The sequence below is a fragment of the Brevirhabdus pacifica genome, from assembly GCF_002797755.1.
Taxonomy (GTDB): Bacteria; Pseudomonadota; Alphaproteobacteria; order Rhodobacterales; family Rhodobacteraceae; genus Brevirhabdus; species Brevirhabdus pacifica.
Genome location: NZ_PGFI01000011.1, coordinates 948,996 through 973,227, shown reverse-complemented (window position 1 = coordinate 973,227; position 24,232 = coordinate 948,996). Strand labels below are relative to the sequence as shown.

Below are 24,232 nucleotides of genomic sequence, written 5' to 3'. Positions count from 1 at the left end.
GATGGGCAATCCCCTTCACCTCCTGCCCGGGGCCGCGCAATCCGCTGCCCCCGACCCTGCCGCCTGCCGGCCCGAGGATCGGCACCCCACCGACCGGGCGCCGCTGCGGCGTCGTCGGGTGCTGGGCTGGCTGGGCTGGGTGGTGGCGGCCCCGCTTTTGCTGGTTGCCCTCGGCTGGGTCCTTGGCGCGGGGGTCTGGGCCCTTCTGCCGGCGCTGGCCTGGGCGGGTCTTGCGGCGCTGGTCCTGCATCCGTCGATGATCCTGCCCGGCGGCGTGCCGGTGCTGACCTATCACAGCGTCAGCCGTCAGCCTGGCTGGCTGCCCTGGGCGCGACAGATCTCGATCCGCCCCGAGGTGCTGGACCGCCAGATGGGGCAGCTGGGGCGCATGGGCGTGACCGTCATCGACGATGCCGAGCTGATGCGCATGCGAAGGTTCGGGGCGGCCCTACCGGACAATCTGGCAGTGCTCCATTTCGATGACGGCTACCTCGACAACCGGGTCGCGGCCTGGCCGATCCTGCGCCGCCACGGGTTGCGCGCCACGCTTTTCGTGTCGATCGATTTCGTCGATCCCGCCCCCGGCCTGCGCCCCACCATGGAAGACAGCGCCACCCCCCGCTGGGACGGCTACCTGCGCTGGGACGAACTGCGCGAGATGGAAGCCTCGGGCGTCTTCACGATCGAGGCTCATGGGACCGACCACGCAAGGGTCGAGACGGGGGCTGCCGTGCTTGAGACCCTGACCGCCGGAAACTGGAAACGCCTGGCCTGGAAGCAATGGGCCGCCGATCAGGGGCCCAAGCACGACTGGTACCTGGCCGCCGCTCCCGCCATCGTGTCCCTGGGCGCGCCGGTACGCCGCAGCGCGCCTGCCCTGGCGGCCCGCGCCTGGAGGCCCGACGGCTCCTCCCCGCAAAACCTTGAGACACCGGCGGAATACGCGGCCCGCGTCACGAAGGTCTTTGCCCGCTGTCAGCAGGTCTTCCGGGCCGAACTTGGCCGCCCCGCCCGCATCTTCTGCTGGCCGCAGAACGTGGCCAGCGCCGCCGCGCATGACATAGCGGTGAAGGCGGGCTTCGTCGCCACGACCGGCGCGCGGGAGCGCAACACGCCCCACGAGCCCACCGAGCGGATCAGCCGCATCCATATCGGGCAGGACTGGATCGGGCTGCGCTGTCCGCTGGCCGACGACCTGGGGTTTCGCGCCACCCTGCGCTGTTTCCAGGGCAACCTCTACTGGGGGCTGGTGCTGCTGGCCCTGGGCGGCATCCGCCGCGCCGTCACCGCGGGGCAGCGCCTGACAGCGCCCCTGCGCAGAAGCCGGCCGCACGACATGGCCGCCCCCTCTTCCGCCCCGTCCCGAACCCTTGCCAAGACTGGACCGACGCCGTGAAACTTGCCGTTTTCGTAACCGAGTTCCCCAAGACGACCGAGACCTTCATCCTGCGCGACCTGATGGTCTTTCTGGAGGCGGGCGTGGACCTGCGGATCTATCACCTGGCGCCCTGGCGCAAGGATCAGATCCTGCACGGGTTCGCCGCGCCGCTGGCCGGGCGGGCCCGGCACCTGGGGCTTGGGTCGGGCGCGGCGGTGGCCGGCGTCCTGCGCCATCCCCTCACGGCCGCCTGGATGGCCGCGCGGATCCTGCGCCACCAGGGGGCGGAGCCTGTGATGGCGGCCAAGTCGCTGGCCCTGCTGCCCGCCGCGCTCGGCATCGCCGAAGAGCTTCGCGAATGGGGCGCCGACCATGTCCATGCCGAGTTTGCGGGTCATCCGGCGACCGCCGCCTGGATCGTCAACGCGGCCATCGGCGTTCCCTACTCGGTCTCCTGCCGGGCCCATGACATCTTTCGCAGCCAACGGCTGCTGGCCCAGAAATTCGCCGCCGCCTCGGCGGTCCGCAGCGTCAGCGAGTTCACCCGCGTCTTCCTGGCCCGCAAGGTCGCGGGCGTGGGCGAGGCCGATATCGACGTCATCCATTCCAGCGTCGACGTGGCCGCGATCCCGGCCCTGCCCCCAGCGCCCCGGAACGGGACATTCCGCGTCCTTTACGTGGGCGCCCTGCAACAGCGAAAGGGTGTGGACGTGCTGCTCTCGGCGCTGGCGGGGCTGGATGGCGATTGGCGGCTGGACCTGGCCGGCGACGGCCCCGAGCGTGCGCGCCTCGAGGCGCTGACGCGGGACCTGGGGCTGGAGGCGCGGGTGGCCTTCCTGGGCGCGCGCCCGTTCGAGGAAATCTCGGGCCTGATCGAGGCGGCGCATGTCTGCGTCGCCCCGTCGGTGATCGGGCCGAAGGGCCGGACCGAAGGCATTCCCAACGTGATGATCGAGGCGCTGGCCCACCAGCGCCCCGCCATTTCCACCCGCGTCTCGGGCATCCCCGAGCTGATCCGCGATGGCGAGACCGGGCTGATGACCGAGCCGGGCGACATCGACGCCCTGCGCCGCGCGCTGGTTGAGGTCCGCGACGACCCTGACGCAGCACATGCCCTGGCCGTGGCGGGGCGGGCCCATGTCGCGGCCGAGTTCGACCTGCGCCGCAACGCCGCCCGCCAGCTTGAGATGTTCACCCGCACCGGTCCGCTGAAGGCGGCCACGGCTGCCACCCCGCCCGCGCCCCTTGCGCCCGAACGGATCATCCCCGATGCTGGCTGATCGCGCGCCCTCCCTATCCGCGACATCCCCCCGGCCCATCTTCGTTCTGGGCATCCAGCGTTCTGGCACGACCTGGGTTGCGAACCTTCTGGCCTCGGATCCACGGGTCGCGGCGGTGACGGCGGCCCGCCATCGCGGGGTGCATGAAAGCCTGTTCTTTTCGCATTTTGCCCGTGCCTATGGCCCTTGGTCGGACCTCGCCGCGCGTAAACGCGCGATCGCCGAATTCGTCGACAGCGACTATGGCCGCCTGGCCGGGATCGACGCACTGGCCGCCGCAGAGCTTCCACGCCACAGCCCCGAGGCCTTTTTCAGGGGAGCGATGGACACGCTGGCCGCCCGCGACGGCCGCGCCGCCTGGGTCGAGAAATCGCCCCATCACACGCCGCTGGCCTTTGCCCTGGCCCGGGCCATGCCCGATGCCCATTTCGTCTGCGTGCATCGCGACGATCTGGGGCTGGTGCGTTCGCGCCTCTGGGCCTATGGGCGGGTGCCCGCGCGCTGGCCTCGCCGGGGGGCCGCGATCCTTCGGGGGGCGGGGTCGAACAACTGGCACCGACGTCTGATGCAGCGCCTGGCACAGACCTATCCCGACCGGGTGACGCCGGTGCTGTTCACGGACCTCGCTCTCAATCCGACCGACGCTTTGTCGCCGGTATTCCGCAAGGCGGGGCTTGATGCGCCGGAAAGGCTGCTCTCGGCTTTCGAGGCCAATTCCAGCTTCGCGCCCGGACGGGAGGAACGCGCCGACCGCAGCCGCCGCGCGTTGACCCCGGCCGACCGGCTGGCGATCCGCCTGGCGGGCGGGCTGGTGAACGCGGCGCCGGGTCCGGCGCTGGCGGCCGCCCGCATGGCCGCGCGGGCAGCCCAGTCGCGCCGCCGCCCCATCTTCCCCCACTGGGTCTGGTCCGAGGCCGAGGCCGCAGGACGGCAGGCGGGACCGGTTCAGGACTGATCGGCACCCGTGCGCCCGCGCCGCCAGCGGGCAAGCATCAGACGCTTCAGCACCATCACCTCTTTCAGGCGGCCAAGGGCGCAGCCGGCGACAAACAGGCCCGCCAGCACCAGCCCCGACAGTAGCAGCCCCGCCACGCCCCCCAGTTGCAGCGGCACCATGGCCCCCAAGGCCGCCACCGCCCCTGAGACCAGCATCACCCCCAGCGCCCGCAGGTCGTGGCCAAGAAACAGCCGCCCGTGGCTTTGGCCCAGCGCCCGGCCCAGAACCAGCGCCCCGGCGCAGGATGACAGGATGATCGCGAGTGCCAGGCCCGCAAGCCCGGCCCCCTCCACCAGCGCCAGCCCCAGCACCAGCCGCAGCCCCAGCGTCGCCAACGAAAACCACAGGAAGATCCGCACCAGCGGCAGCCGCCCGTCGGCCAGGGTCGCGGCCAGGAAGGCTGCAAGCACCGCGTTGATAAGCAAGAGCGGCGACAGCAGACGCATCACTTGGGCCGTGGCCGCCGTATCGGCGGCGGTGAAGGCACCGCGCTCCAACAGGACCTGGACCAGGGGTGTCGCGGCAACCAGGATCAGGAAGGCCAGCGGCACCACCATGAACAGGCTGATCCGGACGGCGGCGGCGACCTGACCGCCGCGCGCGTCCCGCCCCTCGGCCGCACTGGCCGCGTCGTGGGAATACTCGGTGTAGAACACCGCCGTGACCGAGGAATTGACCGCCCCGGGGGCCGAGCTCAGCAACCGCTGCGCCACGAACAGCACCGTCACCGCCCCCGCTCCGGCCAGCGAGGCGAGGCCGGCATCCAGCCATCCCATCGCCATCTGCGCCACCACGTTGATCGCGATCGCCGCCGCCCGCTGGCGTCGTCGCCCGGCATCCCCGTCGCTCTGGTTGGTCGCGGCGGCTGCGCTCTCGGCCAACGCGTTCTCGGCCGGCGCCTCGTCCTCCTCGCCCGCGTCGCGCCCCGCCTCGCGCAGGCTTTTCCAGATCACGACCCCGGTCGAGATCGCGACCCCCGCCACCATCGCCCAGGTCAGGACCACCGGCCCTGCTGCCGCGCCCATCGCCAGCAGGACCAGCACCAGGACAAGGCGCGGCGCCATCCGCGCCAGGGTGGTGATGCCGAAGCGGCGGCGCGAGAAGTTGAAGGCGCCCGCGACACCGCCCATCATCGCCAGCGGCAGACAGATCGCGGCGATGCGCAACAGCAGCTCGGCCTCGCCCGCCCGCTGGGTGTCGAACCCCGGCGCCAGCGCAGCCACCACCGCGGGCGCGAACCCCGCGACCAGCCCCGCCAGAACCAGCGACCCCAGCACCAGAACCGCGCCGCCCCGGGCCATCGCCCGCCGCGCCCGCCCCGCGCCCTGCCGGGCGGTCTGGCGCACGAACTCGGGCACCAAAAGCTGGTTGGTCGCCTCTCCGGTCATGTTGATCGCCGACAGGATCAGGCGGCGCACCATGAAATAGGCATCCGCCAGCGGCCCCGTGCCAAGCACCGCCGTCTGCAGCATCACCAGCACCAGGCTGAGCAGAAGGCCCGAGCCCTTGAGCAGGGTGAGCAGCAGGATATTGGCCACCGTGCGTGACATGAACGCCCCTTCCCGGACCGCGATCCGGCGGCCGCCGCCCCCGGTATCGGTGGCGGGATCATGGCAGCCAATGGCCGAATGCGAAACAGTCTGTTCACGGCTAATTTCTTGAATTGAGGCGATTTCAGGGCCAGTGTCTCAATCGTGCTGGGAAGGGGCCCGATTTTCGCCGCATTCAAGCCAGCTGCGCGGGGGCGCGGATGGCGGCCGGACTGGATCCGGGGGCGGCGATGAACATGAGGGTGACAGGGTGAGCAAGCGTGACGCCACGGGACCGACCCCGAAGCGCGCCGTCCTCGAGGCGTTGCGGCCGTTGTGCCGTGGCGTGGGAGGGAAGGATGGCACCGGCTTCGGAACGGGCGTGGCCGCGGCTTACCCGTCGGGCCGCTTCCCGGCACCGCCATCCCCACGATCAGGCCTCTTCGGTCAGGTAGGACACAGATCCCCCTGCCCCGAAACCTTCATCTCCCATGGAAGGCAGGCCCCACGTGCAGCATTATCTTGAACTGGCCCGCCTGCATCGCAGGCTGTTGATCGGCGTGCCGCTGGCGGCCGCGGCGCTGGCCTTTGCCGTCTCGCTCTACCTGTTGCTGAGCGCGCCTGTCTTCACCGCCTCGACCAAGGTGACGGTCAAGCCGTCGGACGCCGAACTCAGCTTCTCGCGGCGCTTCGTACGCTCGTCGTCGTCGGACGCGGCCAATGTCGTGACCCAGACCCATATCGAGTATCTGACCAGCCGCGAGATCGCCAGCCGGGTGGCCGGGCGCCTTGACGCCAAGTTCGGCGCCGAGGCCGCGGCCAAGCCTGCGTCAGGTGGGCTGATTGGTGCTCTGCGCGCCATCAAGGGCACGGTGAAGCGCGGGCTGCGGGTCATCAACTCCGGCCGGTTCGTCGAGGTCCCTGCCGAGGAAAAGCGCATCGCCGCGATCCGCAAGGCGATCCGCATCGACATCGTCGAATCCTCATACATCATGAAGATCGAGGCGCGCTGGGACGACCCCGAGATCGCCGCCGAGATCGCCAATGTCGTGGCCCAGGAATACCGCAGGCGCGCCTCGGAGGAGGCCGTCGACCAGGTGGGCACGATGAGCAGCTACCTCGAGCAGCGCCGCCGCGAGGCCGAGGCGGGGCTTGCCGACCTGCGCCAGCAGGAGGCCGATCTGCGCCGCAAGCTGGGCATCGTCGATCTGCCCGCCCAGCGCGCCGCCCTGCTGGCCCGGCGCGACGGCACCGAGGTCAAGCTTCAGGACGACCTGATCGAGCTGTCGGCCAGCCGGGTCAAGGTCGCAGCCCTCAGCCAGAACGACACCGGGCTGCGCCGCTCGGGCCTGTCGCCGGAGATGCAGCTTGAGCTGAGCATGAGCGAGCTTGCCACCCTCGAGTTGGAACGCCGCATCGCCGACCGCGAACAGACCCTGGCCGCGACCGAGGCCGCCCTGACCCAGCTTTCGGGCAAGGAGGCGCCGCTGGTCCGCATCGCCGACCGCATCGCCCAGGCCGAGGAGAAGATCAACGACATCTCGCAGCGGCTGCTGACCCTGGACCTGGCCCGGTCCGAGGGGCTGGACGCGATCCGCATCGTCGATCCGGCACGGCCCGCCCTTTATCCCGACAGCCCCAAGGTCCTGGTCAACACCATGGCCGCCGCGATTGCGGGGCTGATGCTGGCGCTGATAGCCGTTCTGCTGCGCGACGCGACCTCGCGCAGCGCCGCCACCCGGGCCGACCTGGGCGAGGTGCCGGGCACCCGCAGCCTGCCGGCCCTGCGCCCGTCGGACGTGGCCTTGACCCGCCGGCGGCTGGGCGGGCCCGAGCGCCCGGATCCCCTGTCGCCCGGGCGAATGGTCGCCGGGCTGGGCGAAGGGTTGGGCGAGCGGCTTGGTGGCAGGCGCTTGGGGTCGTCTTTTGCCGCCCGGCGCTGGCCCTCCCTGCGCGGTCACCTTGGCGCTTTGCGCCTCAGGGCACTGCGCGATCATGTCCTGGCGCCGCTGGCAGGGCTGAAACCCGACCCCGAAGGCGGGGCTCGGGTTGTGATCGATTATTCCAGCGACCGCCGCGCCGCCCTGGCCGGTCGCATCCTGGAACAGCTGGCCCCCAGCCGGGGCCGCACCTTCTTGGGCAGTTTCATCGACGACCGGCTCTGGTCGCGCCTGCCGCGCCAGGCCGGTGAGGTCATCGTGACCCTCGGCCGCGACGAGATCACCATCGACGAGCTTTCGGAGGTCGTAGGCGTCGTCGCGCGGCGGCTGGGCGCGCCCGTCTTCCTTGTCTTCGTGGACGGCTGAGATGACCGCCCCCGCCGCCATGTTCTCCGCCCCCGCCGCGCCGCATGGTCCGGCGCGCGCGGCGCGGTCGGGTCCCGGCGCGGCGCTGCTGGCCCTGTTGGGCGGCGGGCTTGCGCTGGCGCTCTCGGGGAGGCCTTTGTTGGCAGTGGCGGCGGTGCCGGCGGCGCTGGCCGGGCTGTGGCTACTGCTAAACCCCTTTGCCGGGATGACCGCGCTGGCGGCGTTCTCACAGCTCGACGGTTTCGCGCTGATGCTCAGCAAGGCACTGCCGCTTTCGGCTTTCAAGCTGCTGACGGCCGTGACCCTTGCCGCCATCGTGATCGAGGCCGCCCGCCACCGGACCTGGGCCGGCCGCCCCCGGCCCAGCGCGGTGGTCACCCTGTCGCTCTGCTTTGCCTGCTGGCTGGTGGTCAGCTACCTGGTGTCGGACTACCGTGCGGCGGGGCGCAACCATCTGATCGGCTTTCTCAGCACCATCCTTCTGGTGCCGATGCTGGCGCTGACCGCGACAAGCCATGCGCGGGTGCGGCTGCTGATCCTGGTCGTCGGTGTCTCGGGGGCGATCTCGGCGGCGCTGGTGATCCTTGAGACGCTGACCGGCATCCGCATCATCCCGCATGCCGACCCCGCCGACATCGCCGCCTGGCGTGGGCAGGTCCGCTCGGCCGGGGCGTCGGCCTACAACCCGACGACGGCTGCGCACATGGTCCTGGCCAGCAGCTTCGTGTGGATCCTGCTTGCGATCGAGGGGCGGCAGCGGCGCGCCCTCTGTGCGGGTCTTGCCGCCCTGTGCCTGGTGGCACTGGCGATGATGGCGGCGCGCAGCGCGATCCTGGCACTTGCGGTGACTGGCCTCGTGCTGCTCTGGCGCTATCGCGGACGGCGGATCTTTCCGCTGGTGGTGGCCCTGGGGCTGAGCCTGTCGCTGGCTGCCCTGCCGTTCCTGCCCGAGACGACGACCCAGCGTTTCGCCGCTGTGTTCCAAGGGGCCAACACAAGCGATCGCACCCTGCTGCGGCGCATGTCCTACAATCTGATCGGGGTGGAACAGGTGATCCGCCATCCGGTCGCGGGCATCGGGCCCGGCGCCTATCCCACGGTCTACGCGGGGCATGAATACCGCTGGTATCCGGGGCGCGAACAGGGCGGCCGACAGCTTCACAACGCCTATATGGAGGTGGCCGCCGAAACCGGGCTGGTGGGGCTGGCGCTGTTCCTCGCGGTGCTGCTGACCGCCTTCACCGCCGTTGTGCGCACCGCCCGGGCCGAGCGTGATCCACAGCGCGCAGCCCTTGCGCGGGGGCTGGCCTATGGCTTTGGCGCGTTTCTGCTGGCGAGCCTCTTCATGCCCAACGAGGATACCAAATACATGTGGCTGCTGGCCGCGCTTTCGGGGCAGCTTGCGCTGACCGCCGGGCGCGAGACAATGCCACGGCCCGCGCCCGCACCGGCCCCCCAGACGGACCCGCGACGCCTGTTGGCACGCCCCGCACCGGGGGACCGGACATGAGCTGGCTTTATACAATATCGGGCGGCATCGTGCTGTTCTCGCTGGTCGGTTACGGGCTTCTGTGGATCGTGCTGGCGCGGCTTTTCGGGCGCAGCCGTCCGCACCCCGGCACCCCGGTCCGCGCCACCATGCTGATCGCCGCCCGCAACGAGGGCGCCGACATCGCCGACAAGCTGCGCTCGGTCCTCGCGCAGGATCTGGGCGGGCACGCGCTTGAGATCCTCGTCGTCTCGGACGGGTCCGAGGATGATACAGCGGCGCAGGTCCGCGCCCTGGACGTGGCGGGCGTCCGGCTGCTTGAACTCCCCGCGCACGAGGGCAAGGCCGCCGCGCTGAACGCGGGGCTGGGCGCCATCGACGGCGACCGGGTGGTCATCTTTTCGGACGCGAACGCGCTGCTGCGGCCCGGGGCACTTGCGCGGCTGCTTGCGCCCTTCGGCGATCCTTCGGTCGGCGGAAGCATCGGCCAGTTGGAAATCGCGGCGCGGGGCGGCTTTCTGGGCCGGGCCGACCGGCTGTTCTGGCGCTATGACAACGCCCTTAAGCGGGCCGAGGACCGGCTGGGCGGCACGGTCTCGGCCCAGGGCACGCTTTACGCGGTGCGCCGGTTCCTTGTGGGGACGGTGCCCCCGGACATGGCCGACGACCTGGTGATCTCGCTGGGCGTGGTGGCGCGCGGCTACCGGCTGGCCTATGCGCCTGGCGCCGTCGCGGTGGAGCCCGTGACCGGCCGCACCGGCGCCGAGCTGGCCCGCCGCGTCCGCTCGACCGAGCGGGGCTGGCGCGGGCTGATGGCCCATGCCGGGCTGATGAACCCCGCGCGCAGCGGCCTCTATGCCGTTCAGCTTTTCTGTCACAAGGCGCTGCGCCGGCTGGTGGCCTTTGTTCTGCCGGTGCTGCTGATGGCCAACATCGCGCTGGTTGCGGGCGGCGACGCCGGCTGGCTGACCTGGAGCACGCTGGTCCTGCAACTGGCGGTACACGGGCTTGGGCTGGGGGCCTGGGCGTTGCCGGCGCTGCGCCGCGTGCCCGGGGCCTCAGTCGCGGTGCTGTTCACGATGGGCCACGCCGCCATGGCCGCCGGGGTCCTGCGCGCCATGAGCGGGCGTCGTTCGGCCAAGTGGACACCGGTGCGCGATGTCCCCGCCCGCGCCGTCCCCGTGGCCCTTGCCATCCCCGCGACCAACCGAAAGCGGGGGAAATAGATCCGATGCTGCAATCCAAGATCCCCTGCGCCGAGGCGATGCAGACCGAGATCGTCACCGATCCCGCCCGCTTCCGCGAGATCGAGGGCGCCTGGCAACGGCTGCATCAGGAGGCCGGCGGCGGCATCTTCGTGCATCACGGATACCTGCGCGCCTGGGGCGAAAGCCTGGGCCGGGGCCGGCGCCTGCGCATCACCCTGCTGTGGCAGGGGTCGCGCCTTATGGCGGCGCTGCCGATGGAGCATGCCGGGCGGGCGCGCACCTGGGCGGTGATGGGGCACGGACGGTCGGGCTTGGCGCAGTGGCTCGTCCATCCCTCTATTGGCGTGCCGGGGGTCGATCCCAACGCCGACGCCGCGCTGTCCCGGCTGCTGCGGCTGCCGCTGTTTTCGGTTCTGCTGCTGGAGCCATTGGAAAGCCACGACGCCGAGGCCGCCGAGCATGCGTCCCGCACCGCCGGCCTGCGTGCCCGCCGCAAGATGACCATGCGGGCGGCCCGGGTGGATGCACGGGGCGATTTCGACAGCTACCTGGCCGAGTGCAAGCCCAAGACCCGCAGCAATTTCAACCGGTCCGAGCGCAAGCTGGCGCAGGCCGGCGCGGTCGAGCTGCGCTCGGACCGCGACGGGTCCGCCGCGCGGCTGGGCTTTGTCGAGGCATCTTGCCGCTCGTGGAAGGCGGCCACGGGCACCGGGCTGGGCGTGACCGATCCCGGCCGGCGGTTCCTTGAGCGCCTGTCGGAGAACCTGGGCGACCGGGTCTGCCTTTTCTCGGTCCGCCGACAGGGCGATGCGGTGGTCGCCGGGCGGTTCACGCTGGTGCATGACGGGGTGCACCACGGCATGGCCAACGATTTCAACGAGGCATTCGCCACCCTCGGCGCGGGCCGCAACTCGATGATGCACTGGGTGCGAGAGGCCTTCGAGGATCCCGAGGTCCGCGCCCTGGACCTTATGCGCACCAACGCGCTGAACGCCGACGTGGCCACCGACACGCGCGAGCTGGAACGCGTGATCGTGAGCCGCCCCTTCGACCCCGCGATCCTGGTGTTTCTGGGCGGACAGGCCCTGCGACGCCTGCAAAAACGCGCGACCGGCTGGACCAAGGGCCGGCGCGGCACCCGTTTCGGGGCGCGTGCGCCTGACGGACACGGGCCCAACGGGGCGGCGGGCTGATGCGCGCCCGCCTCTCCCCCGTGCTGGACCCGCAGGACCGGGCGCGGGCGCAGGCCTTCTGCCGGGCGAGCGCCGGCTACAGCTATCTTCAGGACCCGGGCTGGATCGACGTGGCCCCGCGTGGCGGGCGGCACGACTACCTGCACGTCGAATTGCTTGAGGGCGAGGAGTTGCGCGGCTACGGCCTTCTGCGCCGCACGCGGTTGCCCGGGGGCTATGCCCTGGGCGCGTTCCGGCGCGGTCCCGTCACCGCCGACCCCGAGGCGCTGGCCGCGGCGCTGGACGCGCTTCTGCCCGAGCTTGCGCGCCGGGGCTTCGTTGCCGTGACCGCCAACCCCCGCTGGGAGGACGACGATGCCGACCGGGCGGAGGCCGTCATGGCCAGTGCCGCCAAGGACCGCCCGGTTGGCACCGTCGCCCGCCCGGGGCGCCAGAACCTGCACAGCGTCACCGGGCTGATCGATCTTTCCCTGGGCCCCGACGCCATCCTGGCGGCCTGCAACTCGCATACCCGGCGCAAGCTGCGCGGCCTGGAAAAGCGGGACATCAACGTCCGGCCCCTGTCGGGGGCCGCCGACCTCGAGCTTTTCCGCCGCTGGCAGGGGCATTTCGCCGCCGACCGGGGCCTCGACCTGCGCGGCCAACCGGACCTCGGGGCGCAGCAGCGCTGGGTCGCGGCCCGGGGGGGCGACTTTGCCCTGATCGAGATCGACGGCGCGCCCTTCGGCGCCTTCTCGATCCTGCGCGACGGGCCGCGGGTGCTGAACGTGGGGCTGGCCTGGGCCGACCCCGACTCGAAGCTGCCGCGCAGCTACATCACCTTCTGGCACGCGATCCGCCGCTACGGGGCCGAGGCCATGGCGGGCCAGGACGGGCCGCGCTGGCTGGACGTGGCCGGGCTGACCGATCCAAGGGTGGCGCGCGCCGACCCCGGCGCCGAGGGGCGCGACCGCTTCAAGCTGGGCTTTCCCATGCGGGTGGTGCGCCTGACAAGGGTGCATAACTTCGTGCTGCGCCCGGCGCTTTTCGCGGCCCTGGGCGCGCTGAGGCCGGGGTTGAAGTGATGGCATTCAGCGCCCTGATAACACTCGATAATTATTTGCCCTGTGGGCGAAACCCCTCAGCGGTCCGCCCGCTGGCGCGTCAGCTCCAGGCCGCGCAGATAGACCACCGCCTCGCCGGGGTTCGAGTTGGCGGTGACACCGATCTGAAGCCGGTCCACCCCGGCCCGATCCGGCGGCAGGTCCGGCAGGTTGCGGCCCCGGTTGCGCAGCACGGTGCGCCCGTCCAGCGTGACGATCGACAGGGTCGGATCCCCCTCAAGGCCCAGCCGCAGGGACCAGACAATCTCGACCCAGCGGCCGGGGGCAAGGCGCGGGGTGCGGTCGTAGGCCCAGGCGTGCCGCCCGCCGATCTTCTTGCGGTCGATCCGCAGCCGCCCGTCGCGCAGGTAAAGGCGCAGCCCCGGGTTGCCCCGCTGGCCGCAATGCTTGCACTCGATATCCATCAGGTGGACCGAGTTGCGCGGGGCTCCCTCGGGGATCATCACCTCGGCCCGCACGGCCAGATGGTCGCCCGGGCGCAGGGTGGCGAATGGCACGATCAGCGCGGCCTTGCCGACCCGGTCCTTGCCCGCGCGGCCTTTCGGCCCGGCGGCAAAACGATGAACCTCGCGCCCCCCGCCCAGCGGGTCGGGAACGCGCCGCACCTCGCCCGCCTGACGCTGCACACCCAGGTCGGGACGCTGGGAAAGGGTGCGGGCATCGCTGAAACGCTCATGCTCCAGCACCTGCGCCCGGCCGGGCACGCCGGCTGCCAGCAGCATCGCCACAGCCATCACGACAACGGCCGCCCTGCCCCGGGCCAGACGGCCACGGGCAGCGCCCCGCGACAATGCGGGCAACGCCATCGGGGGCCACGCCAACTGGGAAGGACATCTCATGAACCCATTGCTAGCTGAACTGGACAAGATCCTCCAAGTGGGAATGCTGCTGGTCTCGTCGATCCTGATCCGCCAGGCGGTGATGTTCTCGCGTCAGACCTGGATCCGATCCTACTCGCACACGCTGACGCTGATCCTCTTGCCGATTATCACCTATGCGCTGACCTCGATCATCTCGGGCAACATCGCGCTGTCGCTGGGGATGGTGGGCGCCCTGTCGATCGTGCGTTTCCGCAACCCGGTGAAATCGCCGCTGGAGCTGGTGGTCTATTTCCTGATGATCTCGACCGGCATCGCCGCCGCCGTCAGCCCGGCCTGGCTGGCGCTTCTGGTGGGCAGCGCGGTCGCGATCCTTGTGGGGACCGAGGTGCTGAACCGCTGGTCCTGGCGGTTCCGGGGGCGACCGCTTTACAACGTGTCCTTTACCGAAGGCAATTCCCTCAACACGCTCGAGGTCTATTCCGAGGCCGCCTTCGAGGAGCTGATGGGCCGCGCCGAGCTGGTCAGCTTCACCCGTGGGCAGGAGGGCAACATCTATCGCTTCGCAAGCGCCTCGCGTGAGGACCTGCTGGATCTGAGCCGCGAGATGGACGGCAATCCGCAGGTCAGCCGCGTGGCCTTCATGTCCGCCTGACCATGGCACGCGGGGCGTGGATCGCCGCACTCGCGCTCATGGGCGCCCTCGCGCTTCCCGGCGGGGCCGCGGCGAAGCAGGAGGGCTGCGATTTCCCGACCGCTGCCCATGCCGCCGAGCTGGCCGATATCGCCAGCCTGCGCCGCATCGTGATCGAGACCCGCAAGTACCGCAAATGGGTCGAGAACGGGTTTCGCATCGTCACCTCGCGGCGCGAGAACATCGCCCCGCGTTACAAGAAATCCTTCAAGGCCGACGTTCGGCTGGAATACGATTTCGGCAGCTGCACCTACGGCGCCCGGATCCGCCAGCACGGGGATTTGAAGGATCACGTCGCCTTTCGCCGGGGACGGCTTCTGCAAAGCCTGGATCTGAAGTTGAAAGAGGGCAACATCGCCAACGCCGTCCGCTTCAAGCTGTTCCTGGAGGAGACCCGCAGCGGCGCCGACGAGATCCTGGCGACCGAGCTGTTGCGCCGGTTGGGGATGCTGGCCCCCCGCACCCGCCGCATCGACGTGGTTCAGAACGGCGCCGCGCTGACGATGCTGCTTCAGGAGGTGCCCGCCAAAGAGATGCTGGAGCATAACGGCCGGCGGGAGGGGCCGGTTCTGGAGGGGGACGAGACGCTGATCTTCGACCTGCCGGGGGCCGAGCCCTTTGCCTTCGAGGACCTGGCGCTGGCGCGGCTGGTCAACGGCAAATGGGCCGCGAAGGGCGATGCCTCCCTCGGTATGTCGCTGGATGCGCTGGCGCGGCTCCAGCACAGCTATGCCCGTTACGGCAACGCCAAGGAGCTGGCCCCGCGAACCCTGTCCAGCGCCCTGCCCCCGCCGCCCGGCAGCGACGCGGCCGCGCGCGCGCTTTGGTGGGATTATGGGGCCATCATGCTGGCCATGCGCGCCAGCCACGGGCTGCGGCCCCACAATCGCAAGTTCTACTGGAACGCCCTCGCCCGGCGGTTCGAGCCGATCTATTACGACGGCGCCCCGGACCCCGCGCTTGCGCGCAACAAATACCTGCGTCCGGGCGACGCGCGGATGTGGCTGACCGGGATCGACGCGGGCGTCGTGGCCCGGCTTTCGGCCCGCCTGGCTGCACTGGACGCGGAGGAATTCGAGGTCCGGTTCCGGGCGCTCTGCGGGTCCGGATGCGCCTCTGGCCGGGCCGCGCGATTCCTGTCGCAGGTGTCGGACAATCTGGCGGCGCTGGGGGATGATCTGTTGCCCCCCACGGCGGCGGGCCGGGCGCCCGAGGACCTGGCCCTGCGCGAGGCCGCGCCCAACACGGCCTTCGCCCGACGGCTGGAACGGCGGCTTCCCGGTTCGGCCATAAAGGGGCGGGACGCGGTCGGCTGGTCGTCCGAGGCGGACCCGGTGCTGGCGCTGGCGCGTGCCACGGGGCTGGAGGGATCCGTAGCGACCGTGCTGCTGGAAGGCCCGCCCGAGGATCCGGCAGAGGGGCTGGTCGCCCTACCAGGTACCACCGCCCTGCTGCGCCATGCCCCCGGCGGGCGGGTAGATCTGCTTGAGGACGGGCGTCTCATCCGCCTGGTCCAGACCGCGCCCGATGATTGGTTCGTGATCTCGGGCGGCCGCCTGGGCCCGGTGCGGATCATCCTGGAGGGGCTCCCACCCGCCAAGGGCCAGCCTGAGGATCCGGCGGCCCAGCGGTTCAACAGCCTTGGCCTGACCGGCTGCCTGACGGTCTACGACACGGTGCTGGACGGCACCCGCATCGCGGCCACCGGCGGTGGCTGCGAGGATGCGATCAACCTCGTCTCGGTCAGCGGGTGGATGGACACGCTTGAAAGCAGTGGCGCCATGGCGGACGCCATCGACATGGATTTCAGTTCCCTGCGGGTCGAGCATCTGGCGATCAGCGACGCGGGCAACGATTGCCTGGATGTCAGCGCCGGGAATTACCGGCTGGGCGTGCTGGAGGCACGGGGTTGTGGCGACAAGGCCCTCTCGGTCGGCGAAGGCAGCCGCCTCGAGGCCGGGGCGCTGCGGGTCGAGAGGGCGGCGATCGGGGTTTCGTCCAAAGACGGCTCGACAGTGACCCTGCGCCAAGCAAGGGTCGGGTCCGCGCCGACCTGCCTGCAGGCCAACCGCAAGAAACAGGAATTCTTCGGCGGCCGCCTGGTGGTGGGGGACGTGCAATGCGGCGGCGGGCGGATCGCGGTGGATGCCGAGTCGGTGCTGGAAAGGATGTCGGGACAATGAGCTTCCGCCACGAAGAGAAGATCCCCCTGACCCCGTCCGAGGCGGTCGAGCTGGAAGAGCGGATGCGCACGCGGGGGATGGTCACGCTTTACCCCGAACGGCTGATCCGGAGCGTCTATTTCGAAACGCCCGACTGCCGCATGCTGGCCGATGGGGAGGAAGGGGTCCTGCCCCGGCGCAAGATCCGCATTCGCGATTACCCGGAGGGAGAGGCGGAGGACACGGCGGGCGGCGCCTTGGAAACCAAGATCTCGGCCGTCGAGGGCCGGTTCAAGTTGACCCGGAAACTGGACCAGGCCGAGGTGCGGCGGCTGATGCGCGACGGCATCTTCGACCAGGCCTACGGCGTGCTCGAACCCCGGCTCGAGGTGCGTTACCTGCGGCGGTATTTCAGTTTTCGGGGCATCCGGGTGACGTTCGACCGTCAGATCCGCTATGCCAAGGCCGAGGTGGGCGTACAGGCCGACCCGGGCCTGGCCGAGCCTTGGGAGGTCTGCGAGCTGAAAGCGCCGGTGGGTCTGTCGCCCGACCACCTGATGGACGCGATCGACATCCCCCGCCGGCGGTTTTCCAAGTTCGCCAACGGCATGTTGGCCGTCACCCGGGGGCGCCCGCTGGCCGATGCCAGCATGGCGCTGATGGCCGGCCGGGAATAGCGCCCCGCCCGTCCCGGCCTATTGCAGGCGCAGACCGCCGATCGTCGCGCGGATGCTTGTCCCGGTGTCGTCGCTGTCGGCCGAAACCGCGATCCCCAGCAGCTTGCCAGGCGCCTGCCCGAAGGCGCGCCGGTAATCGGCCACGAGATCCACGGCCTCGGCCGCCGCGCCGGTGCCGCTGTCACGAAGCACGATGGTCTTGCCTCGCTCGCCCATGTAGGGGCTGGCCAGGATGCGGCCCCGCCCGTGGGCCCCGCCGCGCACGTAGACCAGCGCGCGCGAGGATCCGTTGGCCAGAAGCCGGGTCAGCCCCGCCTTTTCCAGCCCGGCGGCCTCTGCCTCGGGGACGAAGACGAAATATAGCGCGAGATCCCGGTCGTCGCCGCCCTTGCGGGCAAGATCGGTGGGCGGGACCCCGTCGCTGACCGACCAGTTCCAGTTGGCCCGCATGGCGTCCCGTTCCCTGCCATCGAGGCGCCGGTAAAGGATCGACACCGAGCGGTCCGAGGAGACGCGCAGCCGCGCGCCCTCCTGCCGGTAGCTGTTGGCGCGCTTGAAAGGGAACCCCTGTTCTTTCCAGGCCCCATCGAAGAGGACGGGGCCAGCTTGGGCCATGCCCCCTGCCCCGGCGGTGATGCCCAGCGCGGTAGCGAGGATCAGGGCGGAACGATGCGCCATGTTGCGGGGTCGGATCGGGGGTGTCATGCGGACATCCTTCTGAGGGCGCGCAGGCTTGCGCGGGGAGGCGTCGTCACCCGCCAACCGCGCTGCGCGCCGGTGGGGCGGCCGTGGCGGGGGCCTCTCCGGCGGCGGCGGCAAGGTCGGCCAGGATCGGACAATCGGGGCGGTCGTCGCCGGCACAGGCGTCGATCAGGTGCGACAGGGTCGCGCGCATCTCGGCAAGCTCGGTCAGCTTCTGCTCGATCTTGCACAGGTGCTCCTCGGCCAAGGACTTTACGTCGGCGCTGGCGCGTCCCTTGTCGGCGTAAAGCTGCATAAGGGTGCGGCAATCCTCAATCGTGAAGCCGAGAGAACGGGCGCGCCCCAGAAAGCTGAGCCGGTGCAGGTCGCTTTGCCGGAAACGCCGGTAGCCATTGGCGTCGCGCTGGGGCTGCACAAGGTCGATCTCCTCGTAATAGCGGATCGTCTTGGCCGGCAGGCCGGAGAGGCGGGCGATTTCACCGATGTTCATGGGGCGGTCTCCTTCAATGGTCTTGGCCGGGGGCGCGAACCGCCCCCGGAATCGCGGCGGCCTACTCGGCCGCCACGGGATGCAGGGTTGTGTCGGTCTCGGGGCCCTCGTCCCCCTCGGCCAGGCGGGGGCTGACAAAGCGCAGGCGCAGGGCGTTGGACAGGACGAAGACGCTGGAAAGCGCCATCGCCCCGGCGGCCAGCACCGGCGACAACAGGATGCCGAAGGCAGGGTAAAGCACCCCCGCCGCCACCGGGATCAGCGCGACGTTGTAGCCGAAGGCCCAGAAAAGGTTCTGGCGGATGTTGCGCATGGTCCGGGTCGAGATGTCGAAGGCGTTCACCACACCGCGCAGGTCCCCCGACATCAGCACCACGTCGGCGCTTTCGATGGCAACGTCGGTGCCGGTGCCGATGGCGATGCCCACATCGGCGGTGGCCAGGGCGGGCGCGTCGTTGATGCCGTCGCCGACGAAGGCCAGGGTTCCACCCTCGGCCCGCAGGCTGTTGAGCGCCTCGACCTTACCCTCGGGCAGGACCTCGGCGACGACGTGGTCGATGCCAAGCTGGCCGGCGATTGCCCGGGCCGTGCCGGCGTTGTCGCCGGTGATCATCGCGACCTTCAGGCCCAGGTCGTGCAGCGCGTCGATGGCGGCGCGGCTGCCCGGCTTGATCGGGTCCGAGACCGCGACGACCGCCGCCGCCCGCCCGTCCACCGCGGCGTAAAGGGGGGTCTTGCCCGCCTCACCCAGGGCCTGGCCGCGAACCAGCAGCTCGCCAAGGTCGATCCCTTCGCGCGCCATCAGCCGGTCGGCCCCAACCAGCACCCGCTGGCCCCCGACGCGGGCCTCGACCCCGTATCCGGTGATCGAGGTGAACTCGGTCGTCTCGGGCAGGCTGCCGCCGCGCCGCTCGGCGGCGCGGACGATGGCCTGGGCGACGGGGTGCTCGGAATTCTGCTCGACCGCGGCGACAAGGCGCAGCAGGTCGTCCCGCTCGAACCCCGGGGCGACCTGGAAATCGGTCAGCTCGGGCCGGCCGAGGGTCAGCGTGCCGGTCTTGTCGACCGCGACCACGTCCACGTCCTGAAGGCTTTGCAGCGCGTCGCCGCGCCTGAACAGCACGCCCATCTCGGCGGCCCGCCCGGTGCCGACCATGATCGAGGTCGGCGTGGCAAGGCCCATGGCGCAGGGGCAGGCGATGATCAGCACGGCCACGCCCGCGACCAGCGCATAGGTCACCGCCGGATCGGGCCCGAAGAAGAACCAGACCACCACTGTCAGCAGGGCAAGGGTCATCACCGCAGGCACGAACCACATGGTGATGCGGTCCACCAGTCCCTGGATCGGAAGCTTGGCGCCCTGGGCCTCCTCGACCATGCGGATGATCTGGGCCAGCATGGTGTCGGCGCCGACCTTGGTGGCGCGGAAGGTGAAGCTGCCGGTGCCGTTGACGGTGCCGCCCACGACCGGAGCGCCCGTGGCCTTGAGGACGGGCACAGGCTCGCCCGTGATCATGCTTTCGTCGACATAGCTCTCGCCGCCCGTGACCTCGCCGTCGACGGCGATCCGCTCGCCGGGGCGCACCCGCAGCAGGTCGCCGGTGACGATTTGGTCGATGGGCATCTCGACGAAGGCGCCGTCCCGCTCGACCGTGGCGCTTTGGGGGCGCAGGCCCACAAGCTTGCGGATCGCCTGCCCGGTCTGCCCCTTGGCCCGGGCCTCAAGGAACCGGCCCAGCAGGATCAGCACGACGATCACCGCCGCCGCCTCGTAATAGACCGCGCGGGTCAAGGCCGGCAGCAGCCCCGGCAGGAACGTCGCCACGACCGAGTAGCCGTAGGCAGCCGAGGTGCCCAGCGCAACAAGGCTGTTCATGTCGGGCGCACCGCGCAGAAGTGCGGGATAGCCCTTGGTGTAGAATTGCTGCCCCGGCCAGGCCAGGACGATGGTGGTCAGAACGAACTGGATCAGCCAGCTTGCCTGCTGGCCGATTGTCTCGCTCACCGCCATGTGGAAGGCGGGGACCAGGTGGCCGCCCATCTCGAGGATGAAGACCGGCAGGGTCAGGATGGCGGCGATCAGGGTCAGTCGGCCCTGGCGGCGCATTTCCTCGGCCTTGCGGTCGCCCGCTTCCTGGGCGGCCTCGCCCATGGGGGCGCCGGTATCGCGCAGGGTTCCAGGGTAGCCCGCAGCGGTTGCCACGGCAGCCAGATCCTGCGGGGTTGTGGCGCCCTGGACGTAGGTGACCGTGGCGGATTCCGAGGCAAGGTTCACACGCGCCTCGACCACGCCGGGGGCGGCTGCAAGCGCCCGCTCCACCCGGCCCACGCAGGAGGCGCAGGACATGTTGGCCACGTCGAACGTGACGCTGGCGGTGCGCGCCGGATAGCCGGTGGTTTCCAGCGTCTCGATGATCTGCTCGGCGGTGGCGGGGGCTGAATATTCAACGCTGACGGCCTCTGCGGCAATGTTTGCCTGGGCCGAACTTACCCCCGGCAGGGCGGCAAGCGCCCGCTCGACCCGCCCAACGCAGGAGGCGCAGGACATGCCGTCGATTGGCAGTTTGACTTTGATGGGATCGGACATGGGGGGCCCCGCGGATTGGTGTGGCTGTTCCGACTCTAGGTATTCCAGTTACTGGAAGGTCAAGGGCGAGAAGCGCCGGTCACGCATGCGTGACCATCTTCGGGACGCGGGGAACACGGCGTCGCAGGGGGAGTGCGGGGGCGCCGGTTGGTCAAACCGGCGCCCCTGCGGATCATGAAAGGTCAGGGATCAATCGACGACCGTCGCCTCGGGCGCGGGATCTGCGGCCCCCGACATGGCCGTATCAACGGCCTCGGCCTCCAGCAGGTAGGTGGCCATCGCGGTCAGATCCTCTTGGCGCAGGAAGGAGGTGCCGTTCTGCACCACCTCGGCCATCGACCCGCCGAAGGCGTCCCCCTCGGGCGTCAGGCCGGTCTGAAGCGCATAGGCCAGGTTGGAGACGGTCCAGCCCCGTTCGCGCAGGTCGCGGGCCCGGATCGAGGGCGACTTGCGCCCGCCGGGCAGCGAGTCGCTGCCCTCGAACCGCGCCTCGGAGACCCGCGCGCCGGCAAAGTTGCGCCCGGTGTGGCAGGCCCCGCAATGGGCGGCCCCGTTCACCAGCTCCTTGCCGCGGTTCCACAGCTCGGACCGCCCCGGGTCGGGATCGGTCAGCGGCCGTTCCAGGAAGGAGGCGCGCCACAGCTTCAGACCCCAACGCTGATCGAAGGGAAAGGAAACCTCATGCTCGGGCGTCTCCTCGGCCACGGGGGGAACCGTGGTGAAGGCGGCGTAAAGGTCGGCGATGTCCTGGTCCGTGAAGTTGGCGTAGAACGGATAGGTGAAGGTCGGGTAGTAGGGTTCCCCCTCGGGGGAGACGCCCTGGCGGATCGCCTTGGCGAAATCCTCCCGGCTCCAGTCGCCGATGCCGTGGACCTTGTCGCTGGTCAGGTTGGGTGGATAGAATACCCCGAAATCGGTCTTCAGCGGCGCGCCGCCGGCAAGCGGGGCGCCCCCTTTCTCGAAGTCGGTATGGCAGGCGATGCAGCCGCTGGCGCGCGCCAGGTAGGCGCCACGCTCGACATTGCCCTCGGGCGGGATCGGGTCAGGCGTCCGCCCCACCGGCCAGACGACAAGGGCGGCCACGGCCGCCCCCCCCGTCAGCGCGGCGGCGGCGGCAAGGCCGACAGCTTTGCGCAGCATGTCAGCGTGCCTCAAGCCGGTATTGACCGTGACAGGCGGCACAGGTCTTGCTGACCTCGGTGAAGACCTGGTTGACGGGCATCGCCGCCAGTTCCTCAAGCGCGGGGACCGGGGTGTTGCCCATCATGGCCGCACCGCCCCCCATCATCGCAGAGCCCGAGCCGCCCATCGGGGACGTGCCGCCCATCATGCCGGACGCACCGGCATTGCCCGCGGGGGCCGCACCCATCATCGAGCCTGCCGAGGCGCCGCCCATCATGGCGCCGGCGCCGTGACCCGCACCCTTGGCCGGGGGATTGTCCGCCGCCTTCTCAAGCCCGTCGGCATAGGCTGCCAGACGATCGGCCAGGCGCGCGAAATCCTCGGGCCGTTCCCAGATCGCGGGGCTGGCCTCGGAAGGTTTGCCGGTGGTGCCGTCGGGGAACAGGCGGGTCAGCCCCTCGTCGCCCGAATGCTGGCGAAGGGTCCGGGCCCCTTCGCGGACCTGCTCTGCGTCGTATTTCGCCTCGCCGCGCATCATCGGGGCCAGGGTCTTCATCACCTTGCCCATGGCGCCCATGGCTTCCATGCGTTCCTTGACGATGCCGGTGGCGCCGTTGTGGGCGCCTGCGGCCGTCGCGATTGCCAGGGTTGCCGCAGCGGCGGCCCAGAGGTTCTTCGTTTTCATCGTGGATATCCTTGTCAGTCGTGCCTGTACCGGGGGCGGTTCGCGCAACCCCGGGCGTCTTGGTATTTCGGATCAGGCCCGATTTCGCGGAGGCGGCGGATCTGACAGGAGCAAGGTGCCGGCACGGGCCGGCAGCATCTGGGGCAGCGTCGGATCGGGCCGCCCGTAGAGGAAGGCGCCCAGCGGCTGGTGATGCACCACCGCTTGGGTGAAGCAATCCAGCCCGGGGTGGCAGTGCCCTGCCTCCGGGGTCACGTCTAAGGACGCGAATTGTTCGTCGGAATTGCGGGCGTTATGGGGCTCGGGATGGGCGTGGGCGCGATGATCCTCGGCAAGTCCGGGCGCGATGACGGCCGGCGCATGCGGCTCGGCCTCCGCGTGGGCGTCGCCGGACACGGGTGCCAGGGCGAACACGGCCAGTGCCATGCTCAGCAGCATCCTGAACATCAGCCGCAGGGCGGCGGTCCCGTATCGGTGCGCGCTTGCCATCAATCGATGCCGTTGGCCCTTTGCAGTTCACGAACGTAGGTCGCGATGTAGCGCGCATCGGCCTGGGTGACACCCTTTACCGGAGGCATGTTGCCAAAGTTCCAATGATGAGAGGTCACGCCATTCATCGCCGCGGCGACAAAGCTGCCGTCGCCGTGGTGGCTGGGCTCGTAGATCTTGTGGACCAGCGGGGGGGCCACGCCGTTCTGGCCGGCGGCATTGTCGTTATGGCACTCGGCGCATTTGGCATCGAAGGCGCGCTTGCCGATCTGGGCATCGGCCGACAGCTCGGCCGGCAGGGCCACGTTGACGATGGGCGCGCCCTGCGAGATGCCGGCCGTGTCGGGCGGCGCCATCGAATGGCCCGCCGTCTGGGTGACGGGCGCAGGGGTCAGCAGGTAGGCGAAAATTCCGCCCAGCGCGAGCGCGCCAAGCGCGATCCAGATCGTCTTGTTCATGTATGATGCCTGTATCAGCGTTGTGTTGGGTAAGTTGGGCCCTTTGCGGGCGTTTGACAACCGCGGCGCCGGGGCGGGCCACGCGTGCCCAGGCCCCGTCTGCCGCCGACGGGTCAGATCAGCTTGACCTGGGTTCCGACCTTGGCCAGCGCGAAAAGCTCGGCGATCTGGCGGTTGTAAAGACCGATGCACCCGTTCGAGGAGCGACGGCCGATCTTGCGCGTGTCGTTGGTCCCGTGGATCCGGTAATACTGCCAGCTGAGATAGAGGGCATGGGTGCCCAGCGGGTTGTCGGGGCCGGGGCCGACGAAATCGGGCCACTCGGGATTGCGCTCCTTCATCGAGGGCGTGGGCGCCCAGGAGGGCCCCTCGACCTTGCGGATCACCTTGGTATAGCCGCGCCGGGTCAGATCGTCGGTCATCGGGACCGAGGTCGGGTAGACCTTGTAGACGCTGCCGTCCTCGGACCAGTACTGCAACATGCGTGAGGTGGTGTCCGACAGGATGATGCCGTTTGCGCGGCTGTCGAAATGATCCTGCCACGCCTCGACCCTGAAGGACGACACATTGCGCTTGGCGGCAGGGGCCGCGAGTTCCGCCGGGGATTGCGTGCCGATCTCTGCCGCCGTCTGGGCCCGCAACAGCGGGGCCTGCGCCGCGAGAAGCCCGCCGGCGGCACCGGCACGCAGCAGGGCACGCCTGCCGAACTTCGTCGATCTGTTCGAATCGCTCATGTCTGACCTCGTGGGATCTGGATCACATGGTTTATGGGGACCCTCCGGGGCGGGAGGGTCAAACCGCCCGGACTCACAAAGCGGTGAGCGTGGCCGATAGGCGACGGGTTTCGGCCATTGCTTGCCGAAAT

The 24,232-nt window shown here is 70.1% G+C and carries 21 protein-coding genes; 11 read left to right on the top strand and 10 right to left on the bottom strand.

The features are described from left to right. The first annotated feature begins 1 nt into the window (after position 1). From CLV77_RS04765 to CLV77_RS04755, 3 genes are read left to right on the top strand one after another with little or no spacing between them, the layout of a single operon-like run. A complete protein-coding gene (locus CLV77_RS04765; RefSeq protein WP_076979029.1) occupies positions 2-1,396 on the top strand; it encodes a polysaccharide deacetylase family protein in 1,395 nt (464 codons plus the stop codon). Next, positions 1,393-2,658, top strand: coding sequence for a glycosyltransferase family 4 protein (locus CLV77_RS04760; RefSeq protein WP_076979030.1), 1,266 nt, complete (start codon positions 1,393-1,395; stop codon positions 2,656-2,658). Before CLV77_RS04765 ends, CLV77_RS04760 begins: the two co-directional genes overlap by 4 nt. Continuing rightward, complete coding sequence (locus CLV77_RS04755; RefSeq protein ID WP_076979031.1) at positions 2,648-3,613, top strand: sulfotransferase family protein; 966 nt, start codon at positions 2,648-2,650, stop codon at positions 3,611-3,613. The genes CLV77_RS04760 and CLV77_RS04755 overlap by 11 nt, the downstream gene beginning before the upstream one ends. On the opposite strand, the gene CLV77_RS04750 is transcribed toward CLV77_RS04755, so the two are convergent. Further along, on the bottom strand, positions 3,604-5,205 hold the full coding sequence (locus CLV77_RS04750) for a lipid II flippase MurJ (protein ID WP_076979032.1): 1,602 nt from the start codon (positions 5,203-5,205) through the stop codon (positions 3,604-3,606). The two genes, CLV77_RS04755 and CLV77_RS04750, sit on opposite strands and share 10 nt — an antisense overlap. A 488-nt stretch (positions 5,206-5,693) precedes the next feature. On the opposite strand from CLV77_RS04750, the gene CLV77_RS04745 reads away from it, so the two are divergent. Genes CLV77_RS04745 through CLV77_RS04725 form a run of 5 tightly spaced genes read left to right on the top strand, consistent with a single transcriptional unit; the run spans position 5,694 to position 12,444 of the window. After that, a complete protein-coding gene (locus CLV77_RS04745) occupies positions 5,694-7,490 on the top strand; it encodes a GumC family protein (protein ID WP_157802005.1) in 1,797 nt (598 codons plus the stop codon). Between the two features lies 1 nt (position 7,491). After that, the gene (locus CLV77_RS04740) at positions 7,492-9,000 is read left to right on the top strand and encodes an O-antigen ligase family protein (protein WP_076979034.1); all 1,509 of its coding nucleotides are present in this window, start codon (positions 7,492-7,494) and stop codon (positions 8,998-9,000) included. Beyond that, positions 8,997-10,205 carry a glycosyltransferase gene (locus CLV77_RS04735; protein WP_076979035.1) on the top strand — a complete coding sequence of 403 codons (1,209 nt, stop codon included), beginning with the start codon at positions 8,997-8,999 and terminating at the stop codon, positions 10,203-10,205. Before CLV77_RS04740 ends, CLV77_RS04735 begins: the two co-directional genes overlap by 4 nt. Positions 10,206-10,210: 5 nt before the next feature. After that, positions 10,211-11,380 carry a GNAT family N-acetyltransferase gene (locus tag CLV77_RS04730; RefSeq protein ID WP_076979036.1) on the top strand — a complete coding sequence of 390 codons (1,170 nt, stop codon included), beginning with the start codon at positions 10,211-10,213 and terminating at the stop codon, positions 11,378-11,380. Then, on the top strand, positions 11,380-12,444 hold the full coding sequence (locus CLV77_RS04725) for a hypothetical protein (protein ID WP_076979037.1): 1,065 nt from the start codon (positions 11,380-11,382) through the stop codon (positions 12,442-12,444). Before CLV77_RS04730 ends, CLV77_RS04725 begins: the two co-directional genes overlap by 1 nt. A gap of 56 nt (positions 12,445-12,500) precedes the next feature. Here the strand turns inward: CLV77_RS04725 and CLV77_RS04720 are convergent, their stop codons facing one another. Then, a complete protein-coding gene (locus CLV77_RS04720; RefSeq protein ID WP_144023241.1) occupies positions 12,501-13,205 on the bottom strand; it encodes a hypothetical protein in 705 nt (234 codons plus the stop codon). 115 nt (positions 13,206-13,320) lie between these two features. Here CLV77_RS04720 and CLV77_RS04715 point away from each other — a divergent pair, with 115 nt between their 5' ends. Genes CLV77_RS04715 through CLV77_RS04705 form a run of 3 tightly spaced genes read left to right on the top strand, consistent with a single transcriptional unit; the run spans position 13,321 to position 16,834 of the window. Beyond that, positions 13,321-13,956 carry a DUF4956 domain-containing protein gene (locus tag CLV77_RS04715; RefSeq protein WP_083707677.1) on the top strand — a complete coding sequence of 212 codons (636 nt, stop codon included), beginning with the start codon at positions 13,321-13,323 and terminating at the stop codon, positions 13,954-13,956. A gap of 2 nt (positions 13,957-13,958) precedes the next feature. After that, a complete protein-coding gene (locus tag CLV77_RS04710) occupies positions 13,959-16,178 on the top strand; it encodes a hypothetical protein (RefSeq protein WP_076979040.1) in 2,220 nt (739 codons plus the stop codon). After that, positions 16,175-16,834 carry a VTC domain-containing protein gene (locus CLV77_RS04705; RefSeq protein WP_076979041.1) on the top strand — a complete coding sequence of 220 codons (660 nt, stop codon included), beginning with the start codon at positions 16,175-16,177 and terminating at the stop codon, positions 16,832-16,834. Before CLV77_RS04710 ends, CLV77_RS04705 begins: the two co-directional genes overlap by 4 nt. Before the next feature lie 18 nt (positions 16,835-16,852). Here the strand turns inward: CLV77_RS04705 and CLV77_RS04700 are convergent, their stop codons facing one another. The 8 genes from CLV77_RS04700 to CLV77_RS04665 all read right to left on the bottom strand — a co-directional run bounded on the left by CLV77_RS04700 (position 16,853) and on the right by CLV77_RS04665 (position 24,101). Further along, on the bottom strand, positions 16,853-17,539 hold the full coding sequence (locus tag CLV77_RS04700; protein ID WP_076979042.1) for a DUF3047 domain-containing protein: 687 nt from the start codon (positions 17,537-17,539) through the stop codon (positions 16,853-16,855). A 46-nt stretch (positions 17,540-17,585) separates the two neighbouring features. Continuing rightward, entirely contained in the window at positions 17,586-18,026 is a 441-nt protein-coding gene (cueR, locus tag CLV77_RS04695) for a Cu(I)-responsive transcriptional regulator (protein WP_076979043.1), read from the bottom strand. A 61-nt stretch (positions 18,027-18,087) separates the two neighbouring features. Continuing rightward, positions 18,088-20,613, bottom strand: coding sequence for a heavy metal translocating P-type ATPase (locus CLV77_RS04690; protein WP_076979044.1), 2,526 nt, complete (start codon positions 20,611-20,613; stop codon positions 18,088-18,090). 189 nt (positions 20,614-20,802) lie between these two features. Then, a complete protein-coding gene (locus CLV77_RS04685) occupies positions 20,803-21,753 on the bottom strand; it encodes a c-type cytochrome (RefSeq protein ID WP_197685757.1) in 951 nt (316 codons plus the stop codon). Position 21,754: 1 nt separating this feature from the next. Next, positions 21,755-22,420: a c-type cytochrome gene (locus CLV77_RS04680; protein WP_076979045.1), complete on the bottom strand. Its 666-nt coding sequence runs from the start codon at positions 22,418-22,420 to the stop codon at positions 21,755-21,757. A 72-nt stretch (positions 22,421-22,492) separates the two neighbouring features. After that, complete coding sequence (locus CLV77_RS04675) at positions 22,493-22,909, bottom strand: hypothetical protein (protein ID WP_076979046.1); 417 nt, start codon at positions 22,907-22,909, stop codon at positions 22,493-22,495. Then, positions 22,909-23,367, bottom strand: a complete 459-nt coding sequence (locus tag CLV77_RS04670) for a c-type cytochrome (protein WP_076979047.1) — start codon at positions 23,365-23,367, stop codon at positions 22,909-22,911. Before CLV77_RS04670 ends, CLV77_RS04675 begins: the two co-directional genes overlap by 1 nt. Positions 23,368-23,480: 113 nt before the next feature. Continuing rightward, entirely contained in the window at positions 23,481-24,101 is a 621-nt protein-coding gene (locus CLV77_RS04665; protein ID WP_076979048.1) for a L,D-transpeptidase, read from the bottom strand. Between the last annotated feature and the right edge of the window lie 131 nt (positions 24,102-24,232).

What these genes read in the sequence shown, in the direction of transcription:
- CLV77_RS04765 (WP_076979029.1), top strand. Translation starts at nt 2, where the DNA reads ATGGGCAATCCCCTTCACCTCCTGCCCGGGGCCGCGCAATCCGCTGCC.
- CLV77_RS04755 (WP_076979031.1), top strand. Translation starts at nt 2,648, where the DNA reads ATGCTGGCTGATCGCGCGCCCTCCCTATCCGCGACATCCCCCCGGCCC.
- CLV77_RS04750 (WP_076979032.1), bottom strand. Translation starts at nt 5,205, where the DNA reads ATGTCACGCACGGTGGCCAATATCCTGCTGCTCACCCTGCTCAAGGGC.
- CLV77_RS04740 (WP_076979034.1), top strand. Translation starts at nt 7,492, where the DNA reads ATGACCGCCCCCGCCGCCATGTTCTCCGCCCCCGCCGCGCCGCATGGT.
- CLV77_RS04735 (WP_076979035.1), top strand. Translation starts at nt 8,997, where the DNA reads ATGAGCTGGCTTTATACAATATCGGGCGGCATCGTGCTGTTCTCGCTG.
- CLV77_RS04730 (WP_076979036.1), top strand. Translation starts at nt 10,211, where the DNA reads ATGCTGCAATCCAAGATCCCCTGCGCCGAGGCGATGCAGACCGAGATC.
- CLV77_RS04725 (WP_076979037.1), top strand. Translation starts at nt 11,380, where the DNA reads ATGCGCGCCCGCCTCTCCCCCGTGCTGGACCCGCAGGACCGGGCGCGG.
- CLV77_RS04720 (WP_144023241.1), bottom strand. Translation starts at nt 13,205, where the DNA reads ATGCTGCTGGCAGCCGGCGTGCCCGGCCGGGCGCAGGTGCTGGAGCAT.
- CLV77_RS04715 (WP_083707677.1), top strand. Translation starts at nt 13,321, where the DNA reads ATGAACCCATTGCTAGCTGAACTGGACAAGATCCTCCAAGTGGGAATG.
- CLV77_RS04710 (WP_076979040.1), top strand. Translation starts at nt 13,959, where the DNA reads ATGGCACGCGGGGCGTGGATCGCCGCACTCGCGCTCATGGGCGCCCTC.
- CLV77_RS04705 (WP_076979041.1), top strand. Translation starts at nt 16,175, where the DNA reads ATGAGCTTCCGCCACGAAGAGAAGATCCCCCTGACCCCGTCCGAGGCG.
- CLV77_RS04700 (WP_076979042.1), bottom strand. Translation starts at nt 17,539, where the DNA reads ATGACACCCCCGATCCGACCCCGCAACATGGCGCATCGTTCCGCCCTG.
- cueR (WP_076979043.1), bottom strand. Translation starts at nt 18,026, where the DNA reads ATGAACATCGGTGAAATCGCCCGCCTCTCCGGCCTGCCGGCCAAGACG.
- CLV77_RS04690 (WP_076979044.1), bottom strand. Translation starts at nt 20,613, where the DNA reads ATGTCCGATCCCATCAAAGTCAAACTGCCAATCGACGGCATGTCCTGC.
- CLV77_RS04685 (WP_197685757.1), bottom strand. Translation starts at nt 21,753, where the DNA reads ATGCTGCGCAAAGCTGTCGGCCTTGCCGCCGCCGCCGCGCTGACGGGG.
- CLV77_RS04680 (WP_076979045.1), bottom strand. Translation starts at nt 22,420, where the DNA reads ATGAAAACGAAGAACCTCTGGGCCGCCGCTGCGGCAACCCTGGCAATC.
- CLV77_RS04675 (WP_076979046.1), bottom strand. Translation starts at nt 22,909, where the DNA reads ATGGCAAGCGCGCACCGATACGGGACCGCCGCCCTGCGGCTGATGTTC.
- CLV77_RS04670 (WP_076979047.1), bottom strand. Translation starts at nt 23,367, where the DNA reads ATGAACAAGACGATCTGGATCGCGCTTGGCGCGCTCGCGCTGGGCGGA.
- CLV77_RS04665 (WP_076979048.1), bottom strand. Translation starts at nt 24,101, where the DNA reads ATGAGCGATTCGAACAGATCGACGAAGTTCGGCAGGCGTGCCCTGCTG.